This is a genomic window from Novosphingobium indicum (genome assembly GCF_014645195.1).
In the GTDB taxonomy this organism is placed as follows: Bacteria; Pseudomonadota; Alphaproteobacteria; order Sphingomonadales; family Sphingomonadaceae; genus Novosphingobium; species Novosphingobium indicum.
In genome coordinates, this window is sequence record NZ_BMLK01000003.1 from 140,354 (window position 1) to 154,935 (window position 14,582).

Below are 14,582 nucleotides of genomic sequence, written 5' to 3' on the forward strand. Positions count from 1 at the left end.
CAGCCGCTTTACTTGCCGAAGTCGCGATGGCGCTCGTTGCCGATGAAACCGAAGCGCGTCACGCCGGAGGCCTTGATCGTGTCCAGCACGCGCGCGGCGAGGTCGTAGCTGGCCTGGGCATCGGGTTCGAACTGGAGCTCAGGCTCGACCGGCATGCGCGTGGTCTTGTAGAGTAGGGCCGACAGTTGCCCGGCCGATATGGGGGTGCCGTTCCATTCGATGGTGCCGTCCGGAGTAAGCACGATCTTGTTCTTCACCGGATCGAAAACCAGCGGACCCGTTTCGCTCTTTCCCGGCAGGTCGATGTCTATACTGGCGGTGGCGGCCGGAATGGTGATCACGAACATGATCAGCAAGACCAGCATGACGTCGATCAGCGGCGTCGTGTTGATGTCGGCAATGGGTGGTGCGGATGGGACGGACGCGGCAGATTGCATGAGCATGTCCTCTCTGACTGCTCCGCGCCTGATCCGTATCTAATCCACTGACGGGTCCTTTGCCAATAAGTATCGCTCAGCATGTCCTTAAGGCACAAAAAAGGGGCGGATCGCTCCGCCCCTTTTCGTTCGATCTTGCAAAAGATCCGATGTCGGTCCGGCTTACTTGCCGAATTCGGCGAACTGTTCGTTGCCGACGAAACCGAACTTCGAGACCTTCGAAGCCTTGATGATCTGCAGCACTTGGGCCGACAGGTCATAGCTGGCTTGGGGTTCCGGCTGGAACTGCAGTTCCGGTTCGGGGTCCATGCGGGTGGTGGACTGCAACGTGGTCAGCAGACGGGCACCGTCAATCTGGGTGCCGTTCCACATGATCTCGTTGTTCGCCGTGAGCACGACCTTGTTCTTGACCGGGTCGATCGGCGGGGGAGTGTCCGTGGGAGGAGTGGCCACCGGAAGATCGATGTCGATCGAGTGGGTCGCAACCGGGATGGACATGATGAACATGATGAGGAGGCAGAGCATGACGTCGATCAAAGGCGTCGTGTTCATCTCCATCATCGGCGAGCCATCGTCGCTGCCGCCTGACATTGCCATGGAATGTTACTCCTGTTCCTGCCTGAACGTCACCCGTTCGGGTCGATCGGGTTGGTGATGAAGCCAACCGTCGGATAACCCGAAATCTGGACGTTGTAGATCGCGCCGGCAATGCACCGCCACGGAGCGTTGACGTCACCGCGGATATGCACCTGCGGGATCAGCTCCGGGTTGGACATCAGAGCCTCGGGACCACCTGCGCGCTTCACGATGCTGTCAAGGCGCTTGAAGGCCTTGTCGCGGAGCTCTTCGGAAGTAACCGGCGTGATGTTGTTGAAGTAGATGCGGCATTCGCCGTTGCGGGACGCGCCCTCGTAGCCCGGCTCGCCAGCGCTGCGGCCGGCATCGTCAGTGGTCGAGACGGTAAGAAGGAGGTTCTCGACCTTGTCCTTCGATTCGACAGCCGGAATGACCGGGATGCGCAGCTTCTCGATCGTCTGGATCGCGACCGGAACCGCGATAAGGAAGATGATCAGCAGCACCAACATGACGTCGACGAGCGGCGTCGTGTTGATGTCGGACATCGGTGTTTCGGCACCGCCTCCGCCCGTGGATATCGCCATAGTCTTATCCTAATCCTTGCGTTGCCTGGGGGCAGGCGACGGGTTGCATGCATCGAACCGTCGCCGGACCCCTTGCGGGGAGCGGAACCGGTCGGTCCGGTTCCGCAAACCCGTGCTCCTTACGACTTGGTCGGAGCGGCAGCCGGCTTGGCCGGAGCAGGCTTTGCACCGGCAGCGGTGGTGGCAACGGCCGGCTTGACGGCGCCGCCCGAGGCGATGTTGGCGAGGACGTCGGTCGAGAAGCCGGTCAGCATCTCGGCGATGCGCTTGTTGCGAGCCTGCAGGTAGTTGTAGGCAAGCACGGCCGGAACGGCGACGAGCAGGCCGAGCGCGGTCATGATCAGAGCTTCACCGACCGGGCCGGCGACCTTGTCGATTGAGGCCGAACCGGCGAGACCGATCGCGATCAGGGCGCGGTAGATGCCGACAACGGTACCGAACAGACCGATGAACGGTGCGGTAGCGCCGACGGTGGCGAGGAAGGGAAGACCACCGGCGAGGCGGGCGTTGATCGAGGATTCCGAACGGGCGAGCGAGCCGTGAAGCCAGTCATGCGACTCGGTCGGGTCCTTCAGCTTCGAAGCTTCTTCTTCAGCCTTCACGCCGTCGTCGACGATCTGGCGCCATGCGCTGTTCTTCTCGAGCTTGGTGGCGCCTTCCTTGAGGGTCGGAGCCTTCCAGAAAGACGTGCGGACAGCACCGTACTGGCGCATGATCTTCGACTGTTCGAACCACTTGGTGAAGAGGATGTAGAACGAGCCGAACGACATGATGCCGAGGATCACGACGGTGGCGTAGGCGATGAAGCCGCCCTGTTCGAGAGCTTCAGCGAAGCCGAACTTGTTCTGCGGCGCGGCTTCGCCGGCAGCGGCAAGGATATCAACGATAAGCATGCGATTTACCTCTCAAGAAGAATGCAGGATGTGACCGGGCGCCGGGGCCCGATCGAGCCGTCGAATTAGTTTAACTTGTAGACGATCGCGGTCGAGTAGGAGCCCGAGGTCGGGTTTCCTGCGTCGTTCAGCGCGGGATCGAAACGTGCATAACGCTCCATGCCCTCGCATGCGGCCTCGTCCAGATCCGGACTACCGCTGGAACTCGAGACAGAGCAGGAGCTTACACGACCTTCCGCATCGATGGTGACGCGAACGCCAACGCGACCTTCACGACCTTCACGCGCTGCGCGGGTAGGATAGTTCGCCTGGATACGACCTGCCCAGCTGCTCATGCGCTTGGGCGACGCACCACGAGCCTTGGAAGGCGCGGGTGGTGGCGGCGGCGGTGGCGGCGGAGCAGCGGTCTGGATCACCACCGGCGGAGGCGGCGGCGGCGTGATTACCGTCTGCACCGGCGGCGGGGCCGGGGCGATATTGATCGGCGGCGGTGGGGCCACGATCGGCGGAGGCGGTGTATCCTCCTGCTTCGGCGGCGGTGGTGGAGGCTCCTCCTTCGGCTCCTCCGGTTCCTTGATGTCGACTGTCGTCACCTTGTTGATGACCTTCTTCGCCGCCTCATAGGCAAGGCCCGTAACGAGCGCATAACCGACGAAGACATGGATCAGTGCGACAATGACAAGCGCAGTAATCTTATTACCGCTCATTTGCTGGTCAGCGTAAGCCATTCAGACCCTTCACTCCATTACCAAGCCCCGGAACCAATCCAAAAAGTGGACAAGCCCAAAGGCGCCCATGAGCTCCCCGGAAGAGGACCCCATGACGAAACTCGAAATTACCCACCCTGACGGCTGACAATCCACCTGCCGTACGAGAGCGACGGGCAAGCGAACCGTTGGAGCATTTTTGTGTTTTTGCCCCTTTTCGCGAGTTTCCTTAGCGGCGATGCCCCCCCTGCGCAACGCCTTATCGGCCATTCAGGGGTTAACGCGTGATTCAGGCGGGGGAGTGCCAAAGCCGACCAATGCGATTTTGTGCGCGTCACAGGCCCGTCTATAACATTCGATGTTTCCACGGAGATTGTCCCTCATGTCATCGAAATTAAAGCCCGTACTGGCGATCTTGGGCGGGTCTATGCTTGCGTTTCAGGCGCTCCCGTCCCACGCGCAGGCGCCTTCCGTCACCGTGTCGGAACCGACTTATGCCGATATCGCCGACCTAGCCGATTCGTCAGGTATGGTGGTTCTGGCACAAGTTAAAAAATTGCTGCGGGTCAAGGACGAACGCGCGCCTGGGTTGGCGCCGGGATATGGGCGATATTACGTAGAGGCTCAGACCAAGTCGCTTCTCACCGGCAGCGCGCCGCTTGGCGAATCGGTCAAATATCTGGTGGACTTGCCGCTCGATTCCCGGGGCAAGCCACCCAAACTCAAAAAGACCGATGTGTTCCTGTTCGCAAGGAGCGTTCCCGGTCGTCCGGACGAACTGCAACTGGTGACGCCGACCGCACAGCGACCGTGGACGGAAGCCGGCGAGGCGCGGCTGCGGGGAATCCTGAAATCGCTGGTGTCGCCCGATGCCCCTGCGGTCATCACGGGTGTGCGCGAGCTCTTTTATGTGCCGGGCACGCTTGCCGGGCAGGGCGAAACGCAGATATTCCTGAAGACCAAGGATGGCTCGGCCGCGTCGATCACGGTCCGCCATCATCCCGGTACGCCGCCTGCCTGGGGCGTGTCGTTCTCCGAGCTTGTCGCCAATGTCGGGCATCCCCCGGAGCGCAACACTCTGGCATGGTATCGTCTGGCTTGCTTCCTGCCCAATTCGCCGCCTTCCGATGCGAACGTTTCCGATGGATATGCAGCGAAGAAACAGGCCGAAGCCGACTATCGCATGGTGCTCGGCGACCTGGGCGTTTGCGAGCGCAACTTGTCCTGAGCCCATCACTGCGGCGGTGCCGTGACGCGAAGGCGCTGGAAATTCGCCCGCGCCTGCCGTAGGGCGCGCCACCGAAAGGGAGCACTATGGCAGAACCGCTGAACATCGCACTTGCAGGTCTGGGAACTGTCGGCACGGGGGTCGTTCGTCTGATCGAGACGAATGCCGAGCTGATTGCCCGGCGCGCGGGTCGTCCCATCCGGATCGTTGCCGTCAGTGCGCGCGATCGCACCAAGGACCGGGGCGTGGATCTTTCCGGCTACGACTGGGAGGACGATCCGGATGCGATGACGCTGCGGGACGATGTCGACGTTGTGGTCGAACTCGTCGGCGGCTCCGACGGCCCTGCACTTACGCTGGTGCGCGGTGCGATTGCGCACGGCAAGGGGTTGGTTACCGCCAACAAGGCCCTCATCGCGCATCACGGCATGGAACTGGCGGCGTCTGCGGAAAAGGCTGGCGTTGCGCTCAAGTTCGAAGCAGCCGTTGCCGGCGGCATTCCCGTCATCAAGGGTCTGAGCGAGGGCGCCGCCGCGAACGCGATCGACCGCGTCTATGGCATCCTTAACGGCACCTGCAATTACATCCTCTCCACCATGGAGGATACCGGCGCCGACTTCGGTGACGTGCTCGCCGATGCGCAGCGACTGGGGTATGCCGAGGCTGACCCCACTTTCGACATCGAGGGTGTCGATGCGGCGCACAAGCTGTCCATTCTGGCTGCCATTGCTTTCGGCGCGCGGCTGCGCTTCGATACTGTGGAAACGATGGGCATCTCGCGAGTCAAGGCTGCCGACATCGAGCAGGCCCATACGCTGGGGTATGTGATCCGCCTGATCGGTACCGCAGAGATCGACCGCAGCGAGGCAGCGCCGCGTCTGTTCCAGCGCGTACGGCCGCATCTCGTGCCGTTCGGTCACCCGCTGGCCCACGTCGACGGCCCGACCAATGCCGTGGTGGCTGAGGGCAACTTCATGGGGCGCTTGCTGTTCCAGGGCGCGGGCGCAGGCGACGGGCCGACGGCCAGTGCCGTTGTCGCGGACATCATCGACATTGCCCGCGGTGAAAAGGGCGCCACGTTCTCGATGCCCGCAGGCGAACTCGAGCCGATGGAGCCGGCACCGACCGGGCATCGCCTCGGCCGTTCCTACATCCGTTTCACGGTTCCGGATCGCCCGGGCGTGCTGGCGGAGATCACTGCCGCCATGCGTGATGCTAATGTCTCGATCGAAAGCCTGATCCAGAAGGGCGATCCCGACGACGACGGCGAAGTCATCATAGCGATGGTTACGCATGAAGGGCCCGAAAGCGCGGTGAGCGAAGCCATGCGCATTCTCGAGGGCTCGGACAGCCTCGCCGCGCAACCTCTGGTGATGCAGATCATCGACTGACGAAGCCTGTGCCGCGCGCGCCGGTCAGGGCGCGCGCATTTCCCCCTTGGCGATCTTGTCGGCGTCCGAGCCGGCCGGGGCTTCGGGAATCGTGGACAGATCGATCAGGTAAGGCTGTTCGGGAGGGCAGGACGGCAGCATGCACATGCCCGCCATGGTCGACTTGCCTTTGAAAATGCCATCGCCGGCAACGTCGGGCGCATGAAGGCGTCCGTCGTTCAGGGCCGCAGCCGAATCGGGATCGGAGTCCGCCGTCGAGGGAATGCGGAATTCGTCCTCGTCCGGAGCGCACACGGTGATCTCGCCCTGCCGGATGGTGCGCAGGCAGTGGTTGCGCGAAGTATCACGCGTGATCTGCCCTCCGGCCGACATCATCTGTTCAGCGATAGCCCGGTCGGCTTCGCTCGGTTGACTGGCCGCCTGCGCTATCGCCGGGGCGGGGCTAATTGCTGCAATAGCTAAAAGAAACGTACAGCTTCTCGACAATCCGACATCCTCTGTCTAAGCGGTCCGAACCTTTCCTCCCTGGATTAATCCGGAGTGAACATGTCCATGAAGCCGACTCCCGCAAGTAAAGTACTCGATCGCGTCCTCGTACTCGAAATGGTTCGTGTTACCGAAGCCGCTGCAATCGCCGCATCCCATTTGGTGGGCCGCGGTGATGAGAAGGCGGCCGATCATGCCGCTGTAGAAGCCATGCGCAAGGCTTTTGATGAGCTTGACATAGATGGTACTGTCGTGATCGGTGAAGGCGAGCGGGATGAAGCCCCGATGCTCTTCATCGGCGAAAAGGTCGGCGGCGCGCCCGGCAAGGGCCCCAAGATCGACATCGCGCTCGACCCCCTCGAAGGCACGACGATCACGGCCAAGGCTGGTCCGAACGCCCTCGCCGTTCTCGCAGCCGCCGAAGAAGGTTGCCTGCTCAACGCACCCGACGTCTACATGGACAAGATCGCGGTCGGCCCCGGTTACCCGGACGGTGTGATCGATCTCGCCAAGACGCCGACCGAGAACGTCAAGGCGGTCGCGGCGGCAAAGGGCGTGAAGCCGGAAGACATCATTGTCTGCGTGCTCGACCGCCCCCGTCACGAGGCCCTGATTGCCGAACTGCGCGAACTGGGTTGCGGTGTCGTGCTGATCGGCGACGGCGACGTTGCCGGCGTCATCGCGGTGACTGACGAGAACACCACGATCGACATGTACATGGGTTCGGGCGGTGCGCCCGAAGGCGTGCTGGCTGCTGCGGCGCTGCGCTGTGTTGGTGGCCAGTTCAACGGCCGCCTGCTGTTCCGCAACGACGACGAGCGTGGCCGCGCCAAGAAGTGGGGCATCGAGGATCTCGACAAGATCTACAAGCTCGAGGAACTGGCCAAGGGCGACTGCATCTTCGCGGCGACCGGCGTCACCAGCGGCTCGCTGCTGGAAGGCGTGAAGCACCTCAAGGGCGGCAAGATGACCACCGAGAGCGTGGTCATGCGTGCCAGCTCGGGCACCGTGCGCTGGATTCGCGGCGAGCACAGCGAAGGCTGATCGCTCCCGCATCAAGGGCTTTCAAATGGCCGGGTCCGGTTCGTCCGGGCCCGGCCTTTGCCATTTCGGGTCCGGTGAAAACCGCGTACGCTCTATTGCAATCGCGTGACGCACGGGTAGACGCGGCGCGTCAAGCCAGCACCTAGGGGCCTTTGGGGATTCGCCATGAAGATCATGTCCGGGAACAGCAACCTGCCGCTCGCGCGCGCAATTGCAGGGTATCTTGAGCTGCCGCTCACCGATGCCAGCGTCCGTCGCTTCGCGGACGAGGAAATCTTCGTCGAAATCCACGAGAACGTTCGCGGCGAGGACGTCTTCGTCGTCCAGCCGACCAGCTACCCGGCCAACGACAACCTCATGGAACTGCTGATCTGCGTCGATGCGCTGCGCCGCGCCTCGGCGAAGCGGATCACCGCCGTGGTTCCTTACTTCGGCTACGCCCGTCAGGACCGCAAGCCGGGCCCGCGTACGCCGATCTCGGCCAAGCTGGTGGCCAACCTGATTACCGAAGCCGGCGCCGACCGCGTTCTTTCGGTCGACCTGCACGCGGGCCAGATCCAGGGCTTTTTCGACATTCCGACCGACAACCTCTTCGCAGCGCCGGTCATGGCGGCGGACATTCAGGCGCGCTACGGCGACCAGTCGCTCATGGTCGTCTCGCCCGACGTCGGCGGCGTGGTGCGCGCCCGTGCGCTGGCCAAGCGCCTCGACAACGCGCCGCTGGCCATCGTCGACAAGCGCCGTGACCGTCCCGGCCAGTCGGAAGTGATGAACATCATCGGCGATGTGAAGGGCCGTGCCTGCATCCTCATCGACGACATCATCGATTCGGGCGGCACGCTGTGCAACGCTGCACAGGCGCTGATGGACGAGGGCGCAACCAGCGTCACCGCCTACATCACCCACGGTGTTCTGTCCGGTGCCGCGGTTTCGCGCGTCAGCAACTCGGCGCTTAAGGAACTCGTGATCACCGATTCGATCCAGACGACCGAGGCCGCCAAGCAGTCTGACCGCATCCGTGTGCTGACGATCGCGCCGCTTGTGGGCGAGGCGATTCGCCGCATCGCCGACGAAAGCTCGGTTTCCAGCCTGTTCGATTGATCGGCTGATCGGCGAGGCGGCCATCATGCCGCCGTCGCTCTCCCTTATTGCCAGGGCCTCGCTTCGCCCGGTTCGATGCGTTTCAGCGCTTCGAGCCGGCGGGCCTGACGCGATTCGAGGGCCAGCGTCAGCAAGGGCTGCGGCGTGGCCACGAACTGGCGCGGCGACATCCCGAAGAAGGCCGAGAACTCGTGAATGAGATGGCTCTCGTCGTAGTAGCGCAGGGCGATCTCTTCGGCTTCGTCCAGATCTGCCACGCCGCGCAGGTGGCTGGCCATGTCGAGCGCCCGCGCCCGGCGCAGGACCTGCTTGGGTGAAAGCCCGAAGTCGCGATTGACGACGCGTTCCAGTTTTCGGCGTTCGACGCCGCAATGCTCGGCAGCATCGCTGACCGCGATGGCGGGATTGCTGAAGGCGAGTTCCTCGAACCGCGCGGAAACGGGATCGGGCAGGGTGCCGTCCATGTGTTCGACACGTTTTCGCACTTGCGATTCGAGGGCTTGCAGCCAGTCTTCCGGTGCGCCGTCCGCGCGCAGCATGCGCAGGACCCTGTCAGACGGGGTGGCGACGGCGCTGGTCGGCACCAGCCGGTCCAGAAACTCGCCCACGCGCGGGCCGCGCAAGGCAGTGCAGGCGCCGGGGCGTATCCCCACACCGACGCTGATGAAGCTGCCGGTCACGGTTATCGGCATGCGCTTGGTCTGGGGGCCGAAGAAAAGAGCTTCACGGCCCATGGCTTCAGGGCCGGTAGCCGTCTCGGCAGTCCAGACACCAGCGAGCTGGATGCGCACGAAAGGCGTGTCGTTGAAAATTCCGCACGACAAAGTGTAGTCCGCCGGAGCGACTACTTTGGTTACATAAAGTCGTGCAATCCACGGCGCCAGATCGGGCGCCGGGGCACGATTATAGGAAAGGGGTTGTCCGTCCTTAGTAACCCCCTGTTCCGGCACGATTGACGGATCGATAGCCGGGCGATTTTTCTGATTCATGCCCCACTCTTGCCGCATCCCCCTGCCGGTTGCGGTTACTTTGTGTAGCATTTACCTGCAACTTGGGGAAATCCCCATACTCATTTCAATCCCTGTCATTTTCTTGCAGGTTGACTGTTATTCAACAGGCATCTTGACCGCGACGGGCAGGGCCGCGCACAGGATGGGCATGAAGATCGAACAGGACATCGCCCTCGCCATCCGGCTTGCCGAAGCAGCCGGAAATGCGATCCGCCCCCATTTCCGCAGCGGTCTCGGGGCCGAGCGCAAGGCTGATGCCTCGCCGGTGACGGAGGCGGACCGGGCGGCTGAAGAGGCGATGCGCCGCATTCTCAAGGCCGAGGTCGGGCAGGACAGCATCATCGGGGAGGAATTCGGGACCGAACAGGGATCGTCGAACCGCACATGGGTGCTCGATCCGATCGACGGCACGGTCTCGTTCATAGCCGGCCGTCCGATTTTCGGGACGCTGATCGCGCTGCTGGTCGATGGATGGCCAGTGCTCGGTGTCATCGACCAGCCCATACTGGGCGAGCGCTGGGTCGGTGCGAGCGGTCATCCCACCCTGTTCAATGGCAAGCCGGTGCGGACAAAGGCCTGCCGCGAGCTGTCCGAAGCCATGCTCGCAACGACCGGTCCGCAGTACTTCGACGACCATGAAGGCGACCACTTCATGGCCCTCGCCGCCAAGACGGATCATCGCCGGATGATGATGGGTGGTGACTGCTATAACTATGGGCTGCTGGCGAGCGGCCAGATCGACCTTGTGTGCGAGGCGGGGTTGAAGCTTCACGACTGGGCCGCCCTGGTGCCTGTCGTCGAAGGGGCCGGCGGCACGATGTGCGACTGGAGCGGCGAGCCTCTCAATGCCGATTCGCAAGGGCACGTTCTCGCGATAGGCGATCCGGCCCGTTTGGAGGATGTCGTCGAGGCGCTGGCCTGCCACCATTGATAAAATGCCGGTGAAGCGCGTTTGCCGTCTGTTCGTCTACGGGACGCTGCAGCCGCAGGCCGGCACGCGCATGGGGCAATGGATCGCTGCGCGGCTTATCCGGTCCGAACCGGCCTCTGCACCCGGCCGGATCTTCGCGGTCCGCGGGGGCAACGGGTGGTTTCCCGCACTGCTGCCCCCGCGCGGCGGGAAGCACGTTGTCGGAACGCTGTGCTGGCTGTCGCTTGGTCCGGGTGAGCTCGCGCTACTCGACCGATATGAAGGATGTGAGTATCGCCGCGTTGCGGCTCCGGTGCGAACCATGGAAGGGCAGCGGGAGGTCGCACAGCTCTACCTCTGGCATACGACACTGCCGCATGACGTGGAGGCTATAGCCGACGGCGATTTCCTTGCATGGCTTCGCCGGACGCGCCGCAGTGCCTTTTCCACGCCGCGCAATGGCACTTGAAAGATACTTGTTGGTTAGATCGGCATGAGTGAAAGAACAGCCATCATCACCGGCGGTGCCGCGGGCATCGGGCGCGGCCTGACATTGCACTTTGCCAGGAACGGCTGGCGCGCGGTCGCGCTCGACCGGGACGAACAGGCGCTGGCCGAACTGCGGGACCTCGTGCCGGAATCGCAGTTTCTGGCTATTCCCTGCGATGTCGGGGCGGAGAAGGATGTCCTTCAGGCCTTCGAGCGCATAGCTGCATGGACGAATGCAGCGCACCTCCTCGTCAACAATGCCGGTATCGCCGATCCTTTCTGCGGGCCGTTGGAGGATCTCTCGCTCGATCGATGGCAAGGCTGGGTCGATGCCAGCCTGACCTCCGCGTTCCTGTGTTCGCGCGAGGCCTTGCCCCTGCTGCGGGCCGGGGCTCCGGCCGCCATCGTCAACATCTCGTCGACGCGTGCCCTGCAGTCGGAGCCCGACTGCTTCGCCTATGCGGCAGCGAAAGGCGGCCTTTGTGCCCTGACGCATGCCATGGCGGTCAGTCTCGGGCCGGAAATCCGGGTTAATTCGGTGCTGCCGGGCTGGATCGAGACGGGTCCCTGGCAGAGGTCGGACCGGAGGAGCGAACCGGAGCATTCGCGGGAGGACAGGGCACAGCACCCGGTCGGCCGGGTAGGCCGTGTCGAGGATATCGTCGATGCCGTGGCGTGGCTGGCAGGCGAGGGGGCAGGGTTCGTCACCGGTCAGGAGATCGTCGTCGACGGCGGCATGACCCGGCGGATGATCTACGCCGATTGAACGGGCCGAGGTTGCCCTTGCCTTTCCGCGTTTTGCGCACTAAAGGCCCGCCCTTCAATCGACACGGTTGAGTCTTTCACAAAGAGATTCGCGGGTCGGCCTGGCGAAAAGGGCTGCCAGGGCTGACTGCACGTGTCCCTGAACAGGAGACGAAAATGCCCAAGTTGAAGACCAAGAGCGGTGTGAAGAAGCGCTTCAAGCTCACCGCCACCGGCAAGGTGAAGCACGGCGTTGCCGGCAAGCGTCACCGCCTCATCAGCCACAACGGCAAGTACATCCGCCAGAATCGCGGCACCGAAGTCATTTCCGACGCCGATGCCAAGACGATCAAGAAGTGGGCGCCCTACGGGCTCAACTGAGGAGTACTGACCGATGAGCCGTATCAAGAGGGGTGTTACCACCCGCACAAAGCACAAGCGTCTTCTCGAGCAGGCCAAGGGCTACCGTGGCCGCCGCAAGAATACGATCCGCGTCGCTCGTCAGGCCGTCGAAAAGGCCGGCCAGTACGCCTATCGCGACCGCAAGGTTAAGAAGCGCAACTTCCGCGCTCTGTGGATCCAGCGCATCAACGCTGCCGTTCGCGCAGAAGGCCTGACCTACTCGCAGTTCATGCACGGCGCGAAGCTCGCCGGCATCGAGCTCGACCGCAAGTCGATGGCCGATCTGGCGATGAACGAGGGCACTGTGTTCTCGACCGTGATCGCTCAGGCCAAGGCAGCTCTGCCGGCCTGATCGCCAGGAATTTCGTTTCGGGATGCTAATCTCGGACCGGAAATGAAAAAAAGGGGCGTGGACGTCTTGTCCGCGCCCTTTTTTCTTGGTTGGTGGGCGATCCGCGAAGACGTTCATAAAGTTGGAGCGATTGGAAATGCCGTCGGCCTGCACGGTCTCTGCAAACTATTTGAGTAGCTCGCCGGGGCTGCGCCGATATTTTGCGGGCATTTTCCTGATCGAGATCACCGTCAGCGACGGTGGCGTCATCGAGGACTTCATGTTCCCCGACTGGGCCACGATGCGCTTTAATCAGGCGCCTGTAATCGCCGGCACGACTCGTGAAGGTGGTCAGCTCGGCAAGTCGCGTTTCTCGGTATCCGGGCCGCGTTCGCAGGAAGTGAATATTCGCACGGGAAGCCTGCGTCAGTGGGGCGTGCTGATCCATCCGCTGGGCTGGTCGCTGCTGGTCGGCAAGCCCGCCCACGAATATGCGAACCGCCTTGTCGACGGCATGGCCGATCCGACTTTCGAGCGTTTCCGGCCCCTTGCCGAGATGCTCTTTTCCGAGGAGCCTGACCGTGACGGTGAACTGCAGCGCCTGACCGAATTCTTCGATGGGCTCGAGCCGCTCGATGAGCCGGCGGCCGACAGCATCGCCAAGGTCTATGACGCGCTTTACGACCCGGAAGTCGATTCGGTCGCGCAGTTGGCGGACGTTGCGGGGCTCAGCCGGCGTTCGCTGGAGCGGCTATGCCGCCGGACCTTCGGCTTTCCGCCCAAACTCTTGCTGCGCCGGCAGCGGTTCCTGCGCAGCCTGACCGACTTCACGGTCGATCCCTCGCTGAAGTGGATCGGCGCGCTCGATGCCGCCTATCACGATCAGGCCCAGTTCGTGCGCGACTTCCGGCACTTCATGGGCATGACGCCCAGCGAATACGGCCAGCGTTACAAGCCGGTGGTCGAGCCGGTCATTCGCGAGCGGGCTCGCTACGGGCGCGAAAATCTCTGGGGCTCCGACGGGATGGCCAGTCTCGCCTGTACCTGACGCGGTCTCCTCCGTTGCGATTCGGCCGCGAGCCTCCTAAGGACCGCGGCGCAATACCGACCAACAACCAGGCAGAAGACACTTGGACTACGCAGCAACCGGCCAGCAGGCCCTTTCGCGCATCGAAGGCGCGACCGATCTCGAGACGGTAGAGGCGCTGCGGGTCGAGTTTCTCGGCAAGCAGGGGTCGATTTCCGGCCTGCTCAAGACGCTCGGCAAGATGTCGCCCGATGAGCGCAAGGTAGAGGGCCCCAAGATCCACGGTCTGCGCGAAAGTGTTGCCGATGCCCTGGCCGCGCGCAAGGACGCCCTGGAAGCCGCCGCGCTCGATGCGCGTCTGGCCGCCGAAACGATCGACCTTTCGCTGCCTGCCCCCGAAGCGCCCAAGGGTACTGTTCACCCGGTCTCGCAAGTGATGGACGAACTGGCGGAGATCTTCGCCGACATGGGTTTCGCGGTCGCCACCGGTCCCGAGATCGAAGACGACTGGCACAACTTCACCGCGCTCAACATGCCGGAAAGCCACCCGGCGCGGGCGATGCACGACACCTTCTATTTTCCGGACCGCGACGCGCAGGAACGGGAGATGGTGCTGCGCACACACACTTCGCCGGTCCAGATCCGCACGATGCTCGCCGAAGGTGCGCCGCTGCGCATCATCGCGCCGGGCCGCGTCTATCGCTCGGACAGCGACGCCACGCACACGCCGATGTTCCACCAGATCGAAGCGCTGGTGATCGACAAGGACATTCACCTCGGCCACCTCAAGTGGACGCTGGAGACCTTCCTCAAGGCCTATTTCGAGCGCGACGACATCGTCCTGCGCCTGCGCCCCAGCTACTTCCCCTTCACCGAGCCTTCGGTGGAAGTGGACGTTGGCTATGCCAACGAAGGCGGTCGCCGCGTGGTCGGCGGGTCTGGCGATGCGCCGGGCCACGCCTGGATGGAAGTGCTGGGCAGCGGCATGGTCAACCGCCGCGTCATCGAGGCCGGCGGTCTCGATCCCGACGAGTGGCAGGGCTTTGCCTTCGGCGTCGGCGTCGACCGTCTCGCCATGCTGAAATACGGTATGGACGATCTGCGCGCCTTCTTCGACGGCGATGTACGCTGGCTCTCTCACTACGGATTTTCCGCCCTCGACGTGCCGACCCTTTCGGGCGGCGTCGGTACGCCTGCCTGAACGGCCGGATCGCGGAAGGAA

At 63.2% G+C, this 14,582-nt stretch carries 18 protein-coding genes; 11 read left to right on the plus strand and 7 right to left on the minus strand.

Annotated features, from left to right (window positions below):
• Positions 1-8: 8 nt before the first annotated feature.
• The 5 genes from IEX64_RS03925 to IEX64_RS03945 form a co-directional block, all read right to left on the minus strand.
• Positions 9-437, minus strand: a complete 429-nt coding sequence (locus tag IEX64_RS03925) for an ExbD/TolR family protein (protein WP_188818377.1) — start codon at positions 435-437, stop codon at positions 9-11.
• Positions 438-599: 162 nt separating this feature from the next.
• Positions 600-1,034, minus strand: coding sequence for an ExbD/TolR family protein (locus IEX64_RS03930; RefSeq protein ID WP_188818378.1), 435 nt, complete (start codon positions 1,032-1,034; stop codon positions 600-602).
• Between the two features lie 29 nt (positions 1,035-1,063).
• Positions 1,064-1,597 carry an ExbD/TolR family protein gene (locus IEX64_RS03935; RefSeq protein ID WP_188818379.1) on the minus strand — a complete coding sequence of 178 codons (534 nt, stop codon included), beginning with the start codon at positions 1,595-1,597 and terminating at the stop codon, positions 1,064-1,066.
• A gap of 119 nt (positions 1,598-1,716) precedes the next feature.
• The gene (locus IEX64_RS03940; protein WP_188818380.1) at positions 1,717-2,490 is read right to left on the minus strand and encodes a MotA/TolQ/ExbB proton channel family protein; all 774 of its coding nucleotides are present in this window, start codon (positions 2,488-2,490) and stop codon (positions 1,717-1,719) included.
• A 65-nt stretch (positions 2,491-2,555) separates the two neighbouring features.
• Positions 2,556-3,218: an energy transducer TonB gene (locus IEX64_RS03945; protein WP_188818381.1), complete on the minus strand. Its 663-nt coding sequence runs from the start codon at positions 3,216-3,218 to the stop codon at positions 2,556-2,558.
• Between the two features lie 361 nt (positions 3,219-3,579).
• Between IEX64_RS03945 and IEX64_RS03950 the strand changes: the two genes are divergently transcribed.
• Together IEX64_RS03950 and IEX64_RS03955 are read left to right on the plus strand one after the other, a co-directional pair.
• A complete protein-coding gene (locus tag IEX64_RS03950) occupies positions 3,580-4,425 on the plus strand; it encodes a hypothetical protein (RefSeq protein ID WP_188818382.1) in 846 nt (281 codons plus the stop codon).
• An 86-nt stretch (positions 4,426-4,511) separates the two neighbouring features.
• Positions 4,512-5,816, plus strand: coding sequence for a homoserine dehydrogenase (locus IEX64_RS03955; protein WP_188818383.1), 1,305 nt, complete (start codon positions 4,512-4,514; stop codon positions 5,814-5,816).
• A 24-nt stretch (positions 5,817-5,840) separates the two neighbouring features.
• On the opposite strand, the gene IEX64_RS03960 is transcribed toward IEX64_RS03955, so the two are convergent.
• Positions 5,841-6,191 carry a hypothetical protein gene (locus tag IEX64_RS03960; RefSeq protein WP_188818384.1) on the minus strand — a complete coding sequence of 117 codons (351 nt, stop codon included), beginning with the start codon at positions 6,189-6,191 and terminating at the stop codon, positions 5,841-5,843.
• A gap of 171 nt (positions 6,192-6,362) precedes the next feature.
• On the opposite strand from IEX64_RS03960, the gene glpX reads away from it, so the two are divergent.
• Entirely contained in the window at positions 6,363-7,346 is a 984-nt protein-coding gene (gene glpX, locus IEX64_RS03965; RefSeq protein ID WP_188818385.1) for a class II fructose-bisphosphatase, read from the plus strand.
• A 165-nt stretch (positions 7,347-7,511) separates the two neighbouring features.
• Complete coding sequence (locus IEX64_RS03970) at positions 7,512-8,447, plus strand: ribose-phosphate pyrophosphokinase (protein WP_188818386.1); 936 nt, start codon at positions 7,512-7,514, stop codon at positions 8,445-8,447.
• 44 nt (positions 8,448-8,491) lie between these two features.
• Here the strand turns inward: IEX64_RS03970 and IEX64_RS03975 are convergent, their stop codons facing one another.
• Positions 8,492-9,436 carry a helix-turn-helix domain-containing protein gene (locus IEX64_RS03975; RefSeq protein ID WP_188818387.1) on the minus strand — a complete coding sequence of 315 codons (945 nt, stop codon included), beginning with the start codon at positions 9,434-9,436 and terminating at the stop codon, positions 8,492-8,494.
• Between the two features lie 169 nt (positions 9,437-9,605).
• On the opposite strand from IEX64_RS03975, the gene IEX64_RS03980 reads away from it, so the two are divergent.
• The 7 genes from IEX64_RS03980 to pheS all read left to right on the plus strand — a co-directional run bounded on the left by IEX64_RS03980 (position 9,606) and on the right by pheS (position 14,561).
• Positions 9,606-10,388, plus strand: coding sequence for an inositol monophosphatase family protein (locus IEX64_RS03980; protein WP_188818388.1), 783 nt, complete (start codon positions 9,606-9,608; stop codon positions 10,386-10,388).
• A 10-nt stretch (positions 10,389-10,398) separates the two neighbouring features.
• The gene (locus IEX64_RS03985; RefSeq protein ID WP_229710055.1) at positions 10,399-10,836 is read left to right on the plus strand and encodes a gamma-glutamylcyclotransferase family protein; all 438 of its coding nucleotides are present in this window, start codon (positions 10,399-10,401) and stop codon (positions 10,834-10,836) included.
• Positions 10,837-10,860: 24 nt separating this feature from the next.
• On the plus strand, positions 10,861-11,622 hold the full coding sequence (locus tag IEX64_RS03990; RefSeq protein ID WP_188818390.1) for an SDR family NAD(P)-dependent oxidoreductase: 762 nt from the start codon (positions 10,861-10,863) through the stop codon (positions 11,620-11,622).
• 155 nt (positions 11,623-11,777) lie between these two features.
• Positions 11,778-11,981: a 50S ribosomal protein L35 gene (rpmI, locus tag IEX64_RS03995; protein ID WP_007012839.1), complete on the plus strand. Its 204-nt coding sequence runs from the start codon at positions 11,778-11,780 to the stop codon at positions 11,979-11,981.
• Between the two features lie 13 nt (positions 11,982-11,994).
• Entirely contained in the window at positions 11,995-12,354 is a 360-nt protein-coding gene (rplT, locus tag IEX64_RS04000; RefSeq protein ID WP_188818391.1) for a 50S ribosomal protein L20, read from the plus strand.
• 169 nt (positions 12,355-12,523) lie between these two features.
• Positions 12,524-13,381 (plus strand): helix-turn-helix domain-containing protein, encoded by an 858-nt coding sequence (locus IEX64_RS04005; RefSeq protein ID WP_229710056.1) that lies wholly within the window; start codon positions 12,524-12,526, stop codon positions 13,379-13,381.
• Positions 13,382-13,463: 82 nt separating this feature from the next.
• On the plus strand, positions 13,464-14,561 hold the full coding sequence (gene pheS, locus IEX64_RS04010; RefSeq protein ID WP_188818393.1) for a phenylalanine--tRNA ligase subunit alpha: 1,098 nt from the start codon (positions 13,464-13,466) through the stop codon (positions 14,559-14,561).
• Positions 14,562-14,582 lie beyond the last annotated feature (21 nt).